This is a genomic window from Mucilaginibacter ginsenosidivorax (genome assembly GCF_007971525.1).
GTDB classification, from domain to species: Bacteria; Bacteroidota; Bacteroidia; order Sphingobacteriales; family Sphingobacteriaceae; genus Mucilaginibacter; species Mucilaginibacter ginsenosidivorax.
In genome coordinates this window covers 4128959-4144015 of the sequence record NZ_CP042437.1, presented here as the reverse complement: position 1 = coordinate 4144015, position 15057 = coordinate 4128959, and the positions used below count along the sequence as shown (strand labels likewise).

Below are 15057 nucleotides of genomic sequence, written 5' to 3'. Positions count from 1 at the left end.
TTCAGTTAAACCACTTAACTTACATCAATTAAAACTTAAACTACCCATTTTGATAGAAAAATATCATCGCTGGTACTCGCCAAACTTAAACCTGCATGTAGAAATGCTGGTATTTGGCGATCGCGGATTTCCTGTCATCTTGTTCCCTACTACAAAAGGGCGTTATCACCAAAACAAGGATTTTGGGCTGATTGACAGCGTAAAATGGTTTGTAGAGCAGGGCCTGGTAAAGATTTACTGCCCCGATACGTTGGACGACCGTACCTGGTATGATAAAGGCATCCACCCTGCCGACCGTGCCCGGAATTATAGCTGGTACGATAAAATGCTTTTGCATGAGCTGGCGCCCTGGGCTATGCATGAGACCGGCATTGGTAAAGTAGCAGTTGCCGGGTGCAGTTTTGGCGGTTACCATGCAGCAAACTTTGCTTTTAAACACCCCGAGAAAGTAGCACACCTTTTTACAATGGGTGGCGCCTTTGATATCAAAATGTTTACCGACGGCTTTTATAATGATGATATTTTTTACAACAACCCGGTAGATTATTTACCTGGCAGCAACGCGGGCGACCTTTGGAACATCAACATCGTCCTGGGCACATCCGAGCACGATATTTGTAAAGATTATAACATACAGTTATCAAATATTTTAAACAAAAAAGGCATTAAGCATTGGTTGGATATCCGCCCGAATGCCAGCCACGACTGGCCAATTTGGAAGGAAATGTTTCCGCATTATTTATCAACGATTAAATAGAATCAAGAATTAAGAGTCAGGAATCAAGACAGAAAATAATACAATCTAAAACTTAAAATCTACATAAAAACAGCCAGGAGCCTAAAAATGCAAACTGCAAACCGGCAACTGCAAACTGAACAACACTATGAAAAAAATAGGCATCTTATTCGGACAGGAAAATTCGTTCCCACAAGCTTTTGTGGATAGGATAAACCAGAAAGCAGAGAAAAACATATCGGCGGAATTTGTACGTATTGATAAGGTGATGCAGGCCGAACCATTGGATTATGCTGTTATTATCGATCGCATTTCGCAGGATGTTCCCTTCTATCGGGCGGCATTAAAAAACGCGGCCATTTGTGGTACTGCGGTTATTAATAATCCATTTTGGTGGAGCGCTGATGAGAAGTTTTTCAACAACGCGCTGGCCGTTAAAATTGGCGTACCGGTACCTAAAACGGTGATACTACCTTCAAAAGAGTTGCCCGATGATACTACCGACAAATCTTTCCGCAACCTGGCTTACCCGTTGGATTGGGATGGTATTTTTAACTACGTTGGTTTCCCAGCTTATATGAAGCCCTTTGATGGCGGCGGCTGGAAAGAGGTTTATAAGCTGGAAGATAAAGACGACTTTTTTGATAAATACAACAAAACTAAGCAGTATGTGATGATGCTGCAGGAAGAGGTTGTATTTGACGATTACTTCCGCTGTTATTGCATTGGCGGCAAGCACGTACGCATTATGCAATACGAGCCGCGCAACCCGCACCACCTGCGTTACGAGCACGGCAAAGCTCCGGCAGCCAAAAAACTTTTAGATACTGTTAAGGATTATGTAATAAAACTTAACCAGTTTTTAGGCTACGATTTTAATACCGTGGAATTTGCCATTCGCGATGGTATCCCCTACGCTATTGATTTTTGTAACCCCGCCCCCGACGCCGAAGTAACCAGCGTAGGCCAGGACAACTTTGAATGGGTGGTTGAAACAGCTGCCAGCTATGCCATTGAACGCGCAAAAAAACAAAAGGATGGTTTAGATAACCTTACCTGGGGCGAGTTTGTAAAAACATCGGCAGCTAAAACTCCGCTGGTGAGTGTGAAAGCAAAACCGGCTAAGGCGGATGTATCCGTAGCCAAAGTTGACCATGCTATTGAGGTAGAGGGGAAAGTAAAAAAAGAGAAAGCAGTGAAGGTGAAGAAAGTGGAAGAGCTAAAGAAAGCCCCCAAATAAACATTTGTCATTTCGACGAGGTACAAGGAGAAACAATCTCTTGGGCGATAGCGAAAAATCTTATACGCCATACTATACAACGGTGTTCCATGAATTGCATGGCGTATAAGATTTCTCCTCACACCAACGCTCAAAGCCAGCCCTTGTTCGTTCGAAATGAAAATTTGTTTATTAGTAATGAAGCGAATACATAAAAGCATTCAGGATGGGAACTGAATGTATTTAACCTAACCAATTATGAACAAGTTTACCTTAGGTGTTGAAGAAGAATTTATGGTGATTGATCCCGTAACCAGGGAACTAAAATCGCATGAGCAGAGAATTGTAGATAGCGCGCAAAAAATCCACGAAGACCAGGTGAAGGCCGAAATGCACCAGGCGGTTGTGGAGGTAGGCACGCATATTTGCCATAATACAACCGAAGCCCGTAAAGAGGTAAGCAAACTGCGCACAACGGTGGCCATGCTTGCCGGTGACATTGGCTTGCGCATTGGTGCAGCGGGAACGCACCCGTTTTCGCATTGGCAACATCAGCTCATCACAGACCATCCACGTTATTTCGAGATTGTAGATGAAATGCAGGAGGCTGCCCGCTCCAACCTTATTTTTGGTTTACACGTACATGTGGGCATCCAATCGCGGGATATGGCTATCCACATTGCCAACCAGGTGCGGTATTTTTTGCCGCATGTGTATGCCCTATCAACCAATTCGCCTTTTTGGGAAAGCCGAAATACCGGCTTTAAATCTTTTCGTACCAAGGTATTTGATAAATTTCCTCGTACCGGTATTCCTGATTATTTCAGCAGCATTGAAGAGTATGATAACTATATCAAGCTATTGGTAAAAACCAATTGTATCGATAACGCTAAAAAAATCTGGTGGGATATCCGGGTTCACCCATTCTTCGAAACCATCGAATTCCGCATTTGCGATTGCCCTATGTTGGTTGATGAAACCATTGCGTTTGCAGCGCTTTTCCAGGCGTTGTGTGCCAAATTATACAAGCTGCGGCAGCAAAATATGAAGTTTATAACCTACTCACGGGCGCTTATTAACGAGAATAAATGGCGGGCCGCCCGTTACGGCATCGATGGCAAAATGATTGATTTTGGTAAAGAGATGGAGGTAAACACCCGGTCGTTAGTTTTGGAATTGCTTGATTTCGTCGACGACGTGGTTGACGACCTCGGCTCGCGCGATGACCTGCAATATGTTCACAAAATACTTGAAACCGGTACCGGGGCCGACAGGCAGCTGGCCATTTACCAGCAAAATAATAACTTTGCAGATGTGGTTGATTATATCACATCGCAAACACTAAAAGGACTATAACGACAGGATGACAACGAAACCGGAAATAAAAGTAGCCATACTTGATTTGTATGATGGGATAGCTAATGAGGGGATGCGCGGTTTCCAGGATATTTTAAACAGATATAAGGCAAAACACGATTTAAATATCAACTATAAAATTTTTGATGTTCGCAGGGGATGCGAGGTACCGGGGCTTGATTTTGATATTTACATATCAAGCGGGGGCCCGGGTAGCCCTTTACATGAAGGCACAGAATGGGAAAAAAAGTATTTCAGGCTGACCGACAGGCTCGAAGACCACAATCTATCCAACACTACCGATAAAAAGCACGCTTTTTATGTTTGTCATTCTTTCCAGCTAATGTGCCGCAAGTACGAGCTCGGGGATATCAACACGCGCCGTTCGCCTTCATTTGGCGTGTTGCCGGTAAATAAAACGGGGCCCGGTTTAACCGAACCCTTGTTTGAAGGCCTTGCCGAACCATTTTACGCGGTTGATTCAAGAAGCTGGCAGGTGATCAATCCGAACGAAAACCGGTTTAAAGAATTGAATATGCAGCTGGTGGCTATCGAAAAAGAACGACCCCACATTGATTTGCCACGGGCCATGATGGCCATTCGTTTTGACGAGTACTGCTTTGCTACCCAGTTTCATCCCGAAGCCGACGCCAATGGCATGAAAAACCTGCTTTTAAAAGAAGACAAAAAAGACGAGGTAATTAACGAACATGGCGACGTAAAATATAAGGAAATGCTGAGCCACCTTGCCGATCCTGATAAAATTAGCCACACCCAACAAACCCTGATTCCAAACTTTTTAAACCAGGCGGTGATGAGTTTGCAGGGGCTGGCGTAGGGCGGTTACTCAACCATTGTTATTGCGAGCACTAAATTTGCGTGGTGATGCTTATTGACAGTGTATAGACAAAACATTTGAAACCCACAACTGGGATTTCGGCGTATTGACATATATAAACTTCTAATTAACCAAAGCCCGGATAGTTTCATAGTAAGCATCGCTCACTGGCAGCTCAATAGTTGTTAGCCGGGCTTTGCGGTTTTGGATGGATTTTATTTTATGTACCGGCACGATGTAGCTGCGGTGAATGCGCTGAAATTTATCGGGGGGCAGTTTTTTTAGGGCCTCCTTTAATGGCATTTGGGTAAGTACGGGCTTGTCGTTAGTTAAATGGATGCGGATGTAGTTTTCCATGCTCTCAATGTATTCGATGGTGCTTAGGTCTATCTTTACCACCCGGTATTCGGAGTTCACGTACAGGCTTTCGTTTGGATTATCCGGTTTGCCATTTGCGTGGTTTTTATACTCGTAATAGGCCAGCGCTTTTTCAACGGCCCTGGTAAAGCGATCAAGCTCCAGGGGTTTTTCAACAAAATCAACGGCCTCCAGCTGAAAGCCATCGTAGGCGTATTTGCGGTATGAGGTAGTGAAAATAACCATGGGCTTTACCGTTAGCGATCTCATGAGGTCGATACCCGAGATATCGGGCATGTTGATATCCAGGAAAAGGAGGTCGATGGTGGTGTTTTTCAGGAATTCGGCCGCCGAAATTGCGTCTTCAAACGTGCGGACGAGTTGCAGCGCGGGAAACCGCGATACATATTCGGTGATAAGCCGTAACGCTAAAGGTTCATCATCAATGGCTATACATTTAAGCGTCATGGTTAAGTTGGTAAGGTTAGCTGAACAATGTACTCCTGGTTATCGTTGCTGATATTTAATACATACCTGCCGGGATATAAATGATCTAAACGTTTGCAGGTGTTTTTGATGCCTATCCCGGTGCTATGGTTATCACTGTTATTTAAACCGAATATGTGGTTTTTACAATAAAATTGCAGGGTGGTCTCGCCGGCAAGCAATTTAATTTGGATGGTTGTGCTTTCGTGTTTACTTACACCGTATTTGAAAACATTTTCAATAAAGGTCATGAGCAGCAGGGGCGCTATTTGTTTTCCGTCTACCTCGCCTTCAACCTTAAAATTAACTACAGTGAGGTCACCAGTGCGCAGGCGCTGCAGTTCAATATAGCTGGCTATGCAATCAACCTCACGCTGCAGGGGGGCAAAATTCCCGGTTATGTCTTCGGTAACATATCGCATTATTTTTGAAAGCCGCATAACGCTGTCGGCTGCATGATCGTCGCGGGTTAAAACCAGCGTATAGATATTGTTCATGGTATTGAACAAAAAGTGTGGGTTGATTTGCGCTTTTAAAAAAGAAAGTTCGGCAGTGGCTCTGTCTGCTTCAGCACGGGCTGCTCTTTGCTCGGTAAGCAGCCATTCTCTTATGGTTTTAATGGCCGTGCTGAGGGCTATTACCGTAAAAAAGATGAAAAAGCTGGTGATATCAAGCGGCTGCCCAAACGGCGACCGGCTTAAAGGCCTGTCGCGAAAGGTTGACAAACTGGGACTTTGCCCAGGCCCCGGCGGCCTTCCGGGCTGGAAATGTTCGCTGCCCGGCCTATCTAAAGGTGGCTGCTTGGAGGGTGGGCGACTATCATCCTCTTTTTCCCTGATGTGCAGTAAGCGGTCAAACGGCCGGATACAATAAACGCCAAAGAACAGGATAAAAACAGCTGCCCCATACAAAACATGCTTTTTTTGGAGCAGCAGGCGCGGAACAAAAAAGTAGGCGTTGCTGTAAAAAACCACCATAAAAGTAAATCCAAATAACCAATAGTCGGGGCTTTGCATCAGGGTGATGTCACCGTCAAAACTGCCGCCGCGATGCAGAAAAATAAGCGGAATGGCCATGAGGGTTACCCAGCCGGCAACATGCAGGATAATAGAAATAGCTTTAATTCGTGACATAGCCTAAAGTAACACAATAGCCTCCACAAGAAAGTGAAAACATCGGTGACTGGCTTAAATGTATAGATGAAATGGCAAATGCGTAATTTAAAACTACCGATAAACACAGGGCAAACGCATCTATCTGGGTTAACATAACTTAACACATTTCAGATAAAATATTTACAAATACTTAATAATCAATATTTTATATTTTATCATGATTAACATTAAACTGAGTACCCAGTTGGGGAGCATCCAATACCTGTGCATAGCTATTCAGATGTGTTTGCCCTGCTATAAATACTGGTTAAGGCGCTGATGGGATGCTTAAAAAACACCGTTTTTTTAACCACAATAACCTTTCACCACCAAAAAGTGGGCATTCATCCATACCCCCTGTTGTAAACAGAAGATTGCCGCTACGTTTACATTGTATTTTAAAAACACCTATTATTGGAGTTTTTAAAATGCTAATTAGAGCGTTGGCGGCATGCCGCTACCTTTGTACTGCTTCAAGGATTTAATTTGATAAAAAAGGTAAAATGGGAAGCCTTTGCTTTATATGTACGCGATTTGTAATATGAAATTTAAAATATTGGCTATAAGCATATTACTATTGAAAAGCAGGTTATACGCGCAGCAAAAAAACATTTCGGGCACCGTTATCGACAGCGCTACCCGGATGCCGGTTAATGGTGTTACTGTAATTTTAAATCCCATAAACAAAACGGACATTACCGACGAGACAGGGCGCTTTGCTTACCGGAACGTGGGGCCGGCAGTGCAATCAGTTACTATTACAGCTGTTGGCTATCAAAAAAAAGTTGTTTTAATAGCCGACCTTAAGCTGAGCCCGCTGATTGACCTGAGTCCCAGGCTTACACAGTTAACCGATGTAGTAATAACCGCTGATAACCCGAACCCTTATAAGGCGATCAGCGAAACCGATATTAAGCTCCGCGGTGTGTCCAATTCACAGGAAGTGCTGCGTATAGTGCCGGGCCTATTTATTGGCCAGCACCAGGGCGGCGGTAAAGCCGAGCAGATTTTTTTGCGCGGTTTTGATAATGACCATGGTACCGATATCAATTTGAGCGTTGATTATATGCCGGTAAATATGGTTTCGCAGGCACATGGCCAGGGTTACGCCGACAGCCATTTTATTATCCCCGAAACGATAGAAAGTACAACCTATCAAAAAGGGATGTATAATGTGGAGAAAGGCGACCTGGCCGTGACCGGCTTTGTAAACTTTAACACAGCCAATACCATTGCCGCTAACCAGTTCAAGGTAGAAGGCGGGCAGTTTAACACCTACCGGATGTTTGGCATGGTTAACCTGCTTGGCCAAAAAGCCAAAGCCAATAATCAATCGTGGTATGCGGCCTCTGAATACCGGTACAGCGACAGTTATTTTGATAACCCGCAGCATTTTAAACGCTTTAACTTTTTTACCAAATACCACGGAAGATTGAACGCCAACAACTGGCTTACCATCAGCGCATCCACTTTATACAGCAAATGGAAAGCATCGGGCCAGATCCCGGAGAGCGCGGTAAACGATGGCACTATCGGCTTTTACGGCTCACTTGACCCCAACGAGGGCGGGATAACGTCACGAACGAACGTAAACGCCCAGCTTTTAACCACCCTACCTAATCACGACATCGTCAAAAACCAGCTTTATTATTCGCGTTATAAATTTGATTTGCACACCAACTTTACATTTTACCTGGCAGATACCGTTAACGGCGATGAGATACGGCAACGGGAAGCCCGCAATTTGTACGGCTACAACGGCAGTTACCAGCACGAAGGCTATATCGGCAATATCAAACTAACAACCGAAGCGGGTATCAATACCCGGCTGGATATGACCAAAGGTTCGGAACTATCCCATACCGTTAATAATTTCACGGTCATCAGCCCGATTAAACTGGGTGACATTACCGAACTGAGCGCCGGCGCCTACCTGGGCGAAACATTACAGTTCAGCTCAAAATTTTCGATGAATGCCGGGTTAAGGTTCGACCAGTTTTATTACCGGTATAACAATAAACTGGCTACCGACACTACACTTAACGGCATTGGCGTGTATACCGCCAATAATAATACAATCAGCCCCAAACTCAACTTTTACTATCGTGCTAATGATAAAACCCAATTCTATTTATTAACCGGCAAAGGTTTTCACTCCAATGATACCCGGGTGGTAGTAGCGCAGGGTGGTTTGCAAACGCTGCCCGCTGCTTACGGCGCAGATGCGGGTACCGTATTTAAACCGGCCAAAAACCTGTTGTTTAATGCTGCCCTGTGGTACAGCTACCTGCAGAAGGAATATGTATATGCAGGCGATGGTGGTTCGGTAGCGTTTAGCGGCCGTACCCGCCGCATTGGGTTTGATCTATCCGGCCGCTACCAGCCGCTTAATTCACTGTATTTTGATGCAGATGTAAATTACGCCCATGGCCGCTCGCCCGATGACCCGGCGGGTGCAAATTACATTCCTTTGGCGCCCGTTTGGAGCAGTACAGGGGGGTTAACCTATACGCTTAAAAACGGCTTAAACGGCAGCTTGCGCTACCGCTACCTTGGCGACCGCCCCGCAAATGCCGACTACACCCTTACAGCTAAAGGTTATTTTATAAACGACCTTGTGTTAAACTATACCCAGCCAAAATACGAAATTGGCCTAACCATTAATAACCTGTTTAACGTGAGGTGGAAAGAAACCCAGTTTGAAACTATTACCCGGCTAAAAAACCAGGCACCTGTTGATGGGATTGCCTTTACCGCCGGCACTAAATTTGCCGCTTTGCTGCATTTTGGTTACTTTTTTTAACAGCCAGCATTGCCTGCTTTTACACCGGCAGGCAACGCGTTAAGTATCAACTCAATAACCATCCACCTCAACAATGGCATCTGTAAAAGCCTGCGGGGCCTCCTGGGGCAAATTATGGCCCGCGCCTTTGATAATGTGATGCGTGTGGTTGCCTGAGAATTTTTTGGCATAGGAGGCGCCGTCGGTAGCCGGGGCAACACCGTCGGAGTCGCCATCCAATGTAATGGCGGGCACGGTAATAACCGGGCTTTGGGCCAGCAGTTTTTCAATATCATCATATCGTGTTTCGCCATCGGCCAGGCTTAAGCGCCAGCGGTAGTTATGTATCACAATGCTCACATAGTCGGGATTGTTGAACGATGCGGCTGTTCGCTCAAAAGTGGCGTCATCAAAGTCCCACTTAGGCGAAACGTTTTTCCAAATGAGCTTGTTAAAATCGTGCCTGTTGGCTTCATAACCGGCGAGGCCCCGTTCGGTAGCGAAATAATACTGATACCACCATCCCCATTCGGCTTTTGGCGGCAATGGCAACTTGTTACGTTCAAGGTTATTGATCAGGTAGCCATTTACAGATACGATGGCCTTGCAGCGGCTGGGCCAAAGCGCGGCAATGATGCCGGCGGTGCGTGCCCCCCAATCGTACCCGCCAAATATGGCCTTGCCGATATGCAACGCATCCATTAAAGCAATAATATCCAAAGCCACGGCCGCCTGTTGCCCGTTACGGAATGTTGCAGCCGACAGGAAACGCGTTGTACCATGGCCGCGCAGGTGCGGTACAATAACCCGGTAACCTTTTGCTGCCAGCAGCGGGGCAACATCTGCAAAACTATGGATATCATAAGGCCAGCCATGCAACAAAATCACCACAGGGCCATTGGCCGGGCCGGCTTCGGCGTATCCAACATTTAATAGTCCTGCATCAATTTGTTTTATTGTGCCAAATGAGGCATTGGCCTGTTTAGCTTTATTGGTTACCGGCGCATGCGCAGGGCTGGCTTTTGCATTTGCAGAACCAAGCATAGCAAGCGGGCCGGCAGCAAGTGAAATAGCGGCAGCGCTTAAAAAGCGGCGGCGGTCAAATTTGAGGTTTTGCGACATATCATTCATTGCTATCATTTTACCGTTCCGGGGCTGCTGTTGAACAGCGGCCCCGGCATGGTAAAAGGTGTTATTAGATTAAGTTAATTTGTACGTTGATATTACCCCTGGTAAGTTTAGAGTACGGGCATGTTTGGTGTGCGGCATCTACCAGCGCCCGGGCAACTTCTGTTGATAAACCTGGCAGGCTTACGTTAAGGCGGGCCTGTAAAAAGTACGCGCCATCGGTGTTACATAAGTCAACTTCGGCATCAACGGCTACATCGGCTGGGATCCTGACTTTCATTTGGCCAGCAGCAATTTTCATGGCACCGATAAAACAAGCCGACCAGCCTGCGGCAAACAATTGCTCGGGATTGGTGCCGGTACCTTCGCTGCCGGGAACAGACAGTTTAATATCGAGGTTACCATCGGCACTCCTTGACGAGCCTCCGTCGCGGCCACCTGTAGTATGGGTTTTACCGGTGTATAATACGTTTTGAGATGCTGCTATAGCGGTTGATACTGAACCGCTTATTTGATTATTTTCCATTGTTTTATTTTTAAAATTGTTTTTTTGTTGAGTCAAAAGTACCCTCACTTTGATTTTTTTACGACCATTAAACAGGGAGCTGGACAGATTTGGCCCTGAGTTAGTCATTTTAAAAGCCGGGATGGTCTCAGTTTCAGGCGACGATTAACTGCGTTTTATGTGAATTAAGCTTGCGGAACTGTATGTAAGTAATAATGATAACCACAAAGGCTGTAGCTGATTTAATAAGATCGGCGTTGTTGCTGATGGCGTACCCCGATGCAAATGCAAAGATGACATCGAAAACGAGACCTGCGAAAACCCAGTCTTTAAGCCACCGGAGTTTGTGGGGCACAAGGAGCACGGTTATGCCAAGAATTTTCGAGATCCCTAACAGGGTAATAAAATATGGGGGATAACCCATTTTTAACGTTTTGGTATAAGTGAGCGGATTTTTGGTGATCTCGAAATAGCCGCTTGCTAAAAAAAGCAATGACAGCAGTACAACGCCCACCCAATAAATAATTTTTGATGTTTTTGATGTGCTTAAATTGTTCATGATATTGTTGTTTGATTTAATGAAATTGTTCGCTTATGGCTGTATGGCCTGATGCCTTTTAAATCGGCTGCGGCTGGCTGGTATCCTTTTTCTTTTTAATGGTAATGCTTACCATTTGGCAATCCTGCGGATTGCTTTCAAATGGGGCGCTTGCCAATAATGATAAAGACAACAGCGACAACAGCCCCGCAATCAGCCTGTTTTGTTTGTATTTGCCCGGCTTTTTCATAATGCTTATTTGAGGCCGGCTTTGGATGCCGCTAAAATTTCGCCGCTGTTTTGATTTTGCACCAGGCATAGCACTTCCCAGTTTTGCGCGCTAAAGTTTTCAAGCAAGTCAATAGTGGTGCTGCCTGCGCCGTTGTTACTTAGCTGCTCCGTTTGTATTTTGCGTACTATTTGTATGTGCGATAGTATGCGCCCGGCATTTTCGCCACGCTCTACCCTATTTTGTGCGTTTTTTTGTACCAGGGCAATCAATACATCGCTGCCGCCAGGTGCGCCTGTAGTTTGGTATTGCAGTTTCAGTTTACTCCCGTCCTGCTGCGCCCGGAGTATAAGCGTGGCCGCCGGGTTGGTTGCCAGTCCATCAGCAATGGCACTATTAAGGGCAGTCTCATCCGATCCTACATACTCGGCTTTCCCGTTTACGATAACCTGTGGCGTATAAATTTGTGTACCGCCCAGCCATTGCCCATATTGCCGTTGCCTGGCCGAAAAACCAGCGTTGCTGAAAACATCTTTCCAGCCCAGCCGGTTCCAGTAATCAACGTGATAGGCCAGCACATAAACCGCTTTGCCCTGTGTTTGCTGTTGTATTTTTGCCAGTAACTCATCGGCCGGCGGGCAGCTTGAACAACCTTCGGAGGTAAACAACTCCAATACAACAAAACCTTTTCCGCCTGCTTTTGCTATATCTTTTTTTGCGGGTATTTTGCCGCTGCCCATCAGGGCGTAAACCGACAGGGCACTGATGATAAGGCCCATAATTAGCGCTAAAACTTTCAATGATCTCATGATACTTGTTATTTTTTATGCAAACCTATTAGCAAACCCGGCGGCCCTTTAGCTAAAACCAGTCGGATTAGGCATAATTTGGGGCGAGTTGGTTAAATGAAACGCCGAACTGGTCAACCGATGGATTTGCGGCCAAAACCATTAAAACCTTTGTTAGCAGGGGCTTTATAGGGAGCAAATGGTATGGCAGCAGGTGCAATAAAGGCGCTGCTTTTGCATGTCTGCGCGGGGGTGCAAAATGCCTATGCCGGGTACAATATTGGCTGATTGGGCTATTTAGCATGCGGTATCAATCTGCATTATATTTTAACTTAGCGGGATGATGCGCTCACAGGAGCTGGCACATGGCCTTATAAAAGAGGTGTACTTGTTAAATGCTACATTTAATTAGCCAACATGAATAAAACAACATTTAAAATATCTAACAAAATAATCTGGTTAAGCTCGTTTTTCCTGGGCGTGCTTACTTCGGTTCCCAAAATTGCCGAGCATCATTTTAACCCGTACGAAGCACTTGTAGATTCAACGGTAACTTTCCTGTTCGCGGTTTTTATATGGTATTATAATATTGTTACGCTGCCGGCATACACCTCGCGCGATGTTGCCAACGGGTTTTCGGTACTACGTTTGGTTAAAGGCTTGTTTTGGGGGATAGCGGTAATGTTTATTTTAGCTTGTATCCAGCAATTTTTGCTCTCTCATCTTAATTTTGGCCCGGTAATGCTCATGTTCGAGGTAAGGGGTATACTGGTGAACATTATGTTTTATATGTTTTTAAACATGGCCTACCAAAGCTATCAAAACCAGCAGGTGGGTATCGAACTGGAGCGCACCAAATCAGACAACCTGGGTGCACAATATGAATTACTTAAACAGCAGGTAAACCCTCACTTTTTATTTAATAGTTTGAATACGTTAAAATATATGGTGGAGAGTAATGATGAGCATTCGGTAGATTTTATTTTAAAGCTTTCGAATTTTTACCGCTTTACCCTCGAAAGCCGCAAGCTCGACCTGATAAAACTTGCCGATGAACTGGAGATACTTGATGCCTACATTTTTTTATTAAAAGCCCGGTTTGAAGAAGGCATCCATCTTTCGGTTAATATTAATGCCGATTACTATCAGTCACTTATCCCTCCTTTTACCTTACAGCTCCTGGTAGAAAACTGTATAAAGCACAATGTGGTATCGGTAACACGCCCCCTGCAAATCCGCCTGTATTCGGCCGATGGCTATATTGCTGTTGAAAACGAGGTTCAGCTTAAAAGAACACCCGAAGCCTCAACGGGCATGGGGCTCGAAAACATTAACCAGCGTTATATTCACCTGCTTAATAAAACCATTAGTATTGAAGCCGGCGAAACTTTATTCACTATTAAACTTCCTGTCATCTCATGAATATTATCATTATTGAAGACGAGCTTAAAGCGGCAAAATCACTTGCCGATCTTATTTTAAAACTAAGGCCGGCGGCCAATATCGTAGCAAAACTGCAAAGTATTGAAAGCGCGATAGATTATCTTACCCAAAACGCGCAGCCCGATCTTATCTTTATGGACATCCAACTATCCGACGGGCTGTGCTTTGAGATATTTAAATCGGTTAAAATAAACTGCCCCGTAGTTTTTTGCACCGCCTACGGCGAATACGCCATGGACGCCATCAAGGCCAATGGTATTGATTATTTATTAAAACCCTTTTCAAAAGACGAGCTACAGGAAGCGTTTGAAAAGGTTGATAATTTAAAAAACTTTTTCCAGCAGCATGCACAACCCAACCTGGATGTGTTATTAAAAAAGATTGGACTTGATGAGGGAAAAAAAAGCTTCCTGGTTTTTAAAAATAATAAGTACAGTACTATTCAAACCGAGCAGATAGCCTTTATCTATATCCGCAACGATACACCAACCATCATGACGTTTCAGCAGCAGGAATACGCCATCACCCAATCATTAGACCAGGTTCAGGAACTCCTTTCGGCCAAACAATTTTTCAGGCTCAACAGGCAATACCTCATCAACTTTAGCGCAGTTAAAGAGGTAGAACACTATTTTTCGAGGAAACTTTTTGTGAAACTTGTAATACCCAGCCCGGATAAGCTGCTGATAGGTAAAGAAAAAACAAGCGGCTTTTTAAGCTGGCTCGAAAACAGGTAACATCTGTATGCTGCAGCCATGTTTTTTTGACGGATATACTATTTATAATTGGATCTTTTTATCAAGCCTTTAATGTCTGTAACCACAATATTTCGGCTCTCCCTGGTTAACAAACCTTCTTCTTTAAATTCCTTAAGCAGGCGGGTTACATTTTCCTCGGCAATACCGGCTATATCAGCCAAGTCGGCCCTTGACACTGTCAGAACAGTATTTGCGTTAATTGTGCCATCTTCTTTATATTTTTCCCGGAGTACAATTAGCGCTATCGCGAGCCGCTCAGCGGCATTTCTTTGGGCAAAAACCAATACGCTATTGGCTAAAACCATAACCTCATGACTTAATGCGCCAAGCAGCTGCTGCGCAAAATAAGGGCAGTTTTTTACGGTAAACATAAAGTCGTCCGTCGGAATAAAACATATCCGGCTGCCTTCAAGCGCTGCCGCCGAATCCGAATAGCGTTCTCTCGAAAGTACGGCATGGTAACCAACCAATTCTCTGTTACCCGCGACATATATCGTCTGCCTTCTTCCGGTGTGGTCAGCTTTATATTTCTTTACTTTACCGCTAAGCACGAGGAAAACTCCGGCAGGCAGTGTATTTTCTCTGAAAATTATTTCTCCTTTCTTATAAATATGGCTTGTGCTATTTATAAGTAAACGGTTATAGTCATCTGTTGTCAATAGCCCTAACGCCGATGCCGTGATGAAATTCCATTTCTCTATCGGAAAAATTCTGTTTAGGCTCATGTGCAAAATTACCGA

15 protein-coding genes are annotated in these 15057 nt (G+C 44.7%); 7 read left to right on the top strand and 8 right to left on the bottom strand.

Annotation, left to right across the window (positions count from 1 at the left end; translation table 11 throughout):
• Positions 1 to 49: 49 nt before the first annotated feature.
• The 4 genes from FSB76_RS17395 (at position 50) to FSB76_RS17380 (ending at position 4149) form a co-directional block, all read left to right on the top strand.
• A complete protein-coding gene (locus FSB76_RS17395; RefSeq protein ID WP_147055495.1) occupies positions 50 to 757 on the top strand; it encodes an alpha/beta fold hydrolase in 708 nt (235 codons plus the stop codon).
• Positions 758 to 884: 127 nt separating this feature from the next.
• Positions 885 to 1976: an ATP-grasp domain-containing protein gene (locus FSB76_RS17390; protein ID WP_147055493.1), complete on the top strand. Its 1092-nt coding sequence runs from the start codon at positions 885 to 887 to the stop codon at positions 1974 to 1976.
• Positions 1977 to 2213: 237 nt separating this feature from the next.
• Positions 2214 to 3311, top strand: coding sequence for a carboxylate-amine ligase (locus tag FSB76_RS17385; protein ID WP_147055491.1), 1098 nt, complete (start codon positions 2214 to 2216; stop codon positions 3309 to 3311).
• A 7-nt stretch (positions 3312 to 3318) separates the two neighbouring features.
• Positions 3319 to 4149: a type 1 glutamine amidotransferase gene (locus FSB76_RS17380; protein ID WP_147055489.1), complete on the top strand. Its 831-nt coding sequence runs from the start codon at positions 3319 to 3321 to the stop codon at positions 4147 to 4149.
• A gap of 123 nt (positions 4150 to 4272) precedes the next feature.
• Here the strand turns inward: FSB76_RS17380 and FSB76_RS17375 are convergent, their stop codons facing one another.
• A complete protein-coding gene (locus FSB76_RS17375) occupies positions 4273 to 4974 on the bottom strand; it encodes a LytR/AlgR family response regulator transcription factor (protein WP_147055487.1) in 702 nt (233 codons plus the stop codon).
• Between the two features lie 2 nt (positions 4975 to 4976).
• A complete protein-coding gene (locus FSB76_RS17370) occupies positions 4977 to 6125 on the bottom strand; it encodes a sensor histidine kinase (RefSeq protein WP_147055485.1) in 1149 nt (382 codons plus the stop codon).
• Between the two features lie 562 nt (positions 6126 to 6687).
• Here FSB76_RS17370 and FSB76_RS17365 point away from each other — a divergent pair.
• The gene (locus tag FSB76_RS17365) at positions 6688 to 8949 is read left to right on the top strand and encodes a TonB-dependent receptor (RefSeq protein ID WP_147055483.1); all 2262 of its coding nucleotides are present in this window, start codon (positions 6688 to 6690) and stop codon (positions 8947 to 8949) included.
• A gap of 51 nt (positions 8950 to 9000) precedes the next feature.
• On the opposite strand, the gene FSB76_RS17360 is transcribed toward FSB76_RS17365, so the two are convergent.
• The 5 genes from FSB76_RS17360 to FSB76_RS17345 all read right to left on the bottom strand — a co-directional run bounded on the left by FSB76_RS17360 (position 9001) and on the right by FSB76_RS17345 (position 12137).
• A complete protein-coding gene (locus tag FSB76_RS17360; protein WP_225976236.1) occupies positions 9001 to 10068 on the bottom strand; it encodes an alpha/beta fold hydrolase in 1068 nt (355 codons plus the stop codon).
• A 55-nt stretch (positions 10069 to 10123) separates the two neighbouring features.
• Positions 10124 to 10582 (bottom strand): organic hydroperoxide resistance protein, encoded by a 459-nt coding sequence (locus FSB76_RS17355; protein ID WP_225976235.1) that lies wholly within the window; start codon positions 10580 to 10582, stop codon positions 10124 to 10126.
• 133 nt (positions 10583 to 10715) lie between these two features.
• Complete coding sequence (locus FSB76_RS17350) at positions 10716 to 11120, bottom strand: DoxX family protein (protein ID WP_147055481.1); 405 nt, start codon at positions 11118 to 11120, stop codon at positions 10716 to 10718.
• Positions 11121 to 11178: 58 nt separating this feature from the next.
• Positions 11179 to 11349 (bottom strand): hypothetical protein, encoded by a 171-nt coding sequence (locus tag FSB76_RS32170; RefSeq protein WP_158642916.1) that lies wholly within the window; start codon positions 11347 to 11349, stop codon positions 11179 to 11181.
• 5 nt (positions 11350 to 11354) lie between these two features.
• Complete coding sequence (locus tag FSB76_RS17345; protein WP_147055479.1) at positions 11355 to 12137, bottom strand: DUF1223 domain-containing protein; 783 nt, start codon at positions 12135 to 12137, stop codon at positions 11355 to 11357.
• 396 nt (positions 12138 to 12533) lie between these two features.
• Here FSB76_RS17345 and FSB76_RS17340 point away from each other — a divergent pair, with 396 nt between their 5' ends.
• Together FSB76_RS17340 and FSB76_RS17335 are read left to right on the top strand one after the other, a co-directional pair.
• Positions 12534 to 13538, top strand: coding sequence for a sensor histidine kinase (locus FSB76_RS17340; protein WP_147055477.1), 1005 nt, complete (start codon positions 12534 to 12536; stop codon positions 13536 to 13538).
• Positions 13535 to 14296, top strand: a complete 762-nt coding sequence (locus FSB76_RS17335) for a LytR/AlgR family response regulator transcription factor (protein WP_147055475.1) — start codon at positions 13535 to 13537, stop codon at positions 14294 to 14296. Before FSB76_RS17340 ends, FSB76_RS17335 begins: the two co-directional genes overlap by 4 nt.
• Positions 14297 to 14334: 38 nt before the next feature.
• On the opposite strand, the gene FSB76_RS17330 is transcribed toward FSB76_RS17335, so the two are convergent.
• Positions 14335 to 15042 carry a Crp/Fnr family transcriptional regulator gene (locus FSB76_RS17330; protein WP_147055473.1) on the bottom strand — a complete coding sequence of 236 codons (708 nt, stop codon included), beginning with the start codon at positions 15040 to 15042 and terminating at the stop codon, positions 14335 to 14337.
• Positions 15043 to 15057 lie beyond the last annotated feature (15 nt).

Coding starts and splice junctions, on each gene's coding strand:
- FSB76_RS17390 (WP_147055493.1), top strand. CDS start 885: ATGAAAAAAATAGGCATCTTATTCGGACAGGAAAATTCGTTCCCACAA.
- FSB76_RS17385 (WP_147055491.1), top strand. CDS start 2,214: ATGAACAAGTTTACCTTAGGTGTTGAAGAAGAATTTATGGTGATTGAT.
- FSB76_RS17380 (WP_147055489.1), top strand. CDS start 3,319: ATGACAACGAAACCGGAAATAAAAGTAGCCATACTTGATTTGTATGAT.
- FSB76_RS17375 (WP_147055487.1), bottom strand. CDS start 4,974: ATGACGCTTAAATGTATAGCCATTGATGATGAACCTTTAGCGTTACGG.
- FSB76_RS17370 (WP_147055485.1), bottom strand. CDS start 6,125: ATGTCACGAATTAAAGCTATTTCTATTATCCTGCATGTTGCCGGCTGG.
- FSB76_RS17365 (WP_147055483.1), top strand. CDS start 6,688: ATGAAATTTAAAATATTGGCTATAAGCATATTACTATTGAAAAGCAGG.
- FSB76_RS17360 (WP_225976236.1), bottom strand. CDS start 10,068: ATGATAGCAATGAATGATATGTCGCAAAACCTCAAATTTGACCGCCGC.
- FSB76_RS17355 (WP_225976235.1), bottom strand. CDS start 10,582: ATGGAAAATAATCAAATAAGCGGTTCAGTATCAACCGCTATAGCAGCA.
- FSB76_RS17350 (WP_147055481.1), bottom strand. CDS start 11,120: ATGAACAATTTAAGCACATCAAAAACATCAAAAATTATTTATTGGGTG.
- FSB76_RS32170 (WP_158642916.1), bottom strand. CDS start 11,349: ATGAAAAAGCCGGGCAAATACAAACAAAACAGGCTGATTGCGGGGCTG.
- FSB76_RS17345 (WP_147055479.1), bottom strand. CDS start 12,137: ATGAGATCATTGAAAGTTTTAGCGCTAATTATGGGCCTTATCATCAGT.
- FSB76_RS17340 (WP_147055477.1), top strand. CDS start 12,534: ATGAATAAAACAACATTTAAAATATCTAACAAAATAATCTGGTTAAGC.
- FSB76_RS17335 (WP_147055475.1), top strand. CDS start 13,535: ATGAATATTATCATTATTGAAGACGAGCTTAAAGCGGCAAAATCACTT.
- FSB76_RS17330 (WP_147055473.1), bottom strand. CDS start 15,042: ATGAGCCTAAACAGAATTTTTCCGATAGAGAAATGGAATTTCATCACG.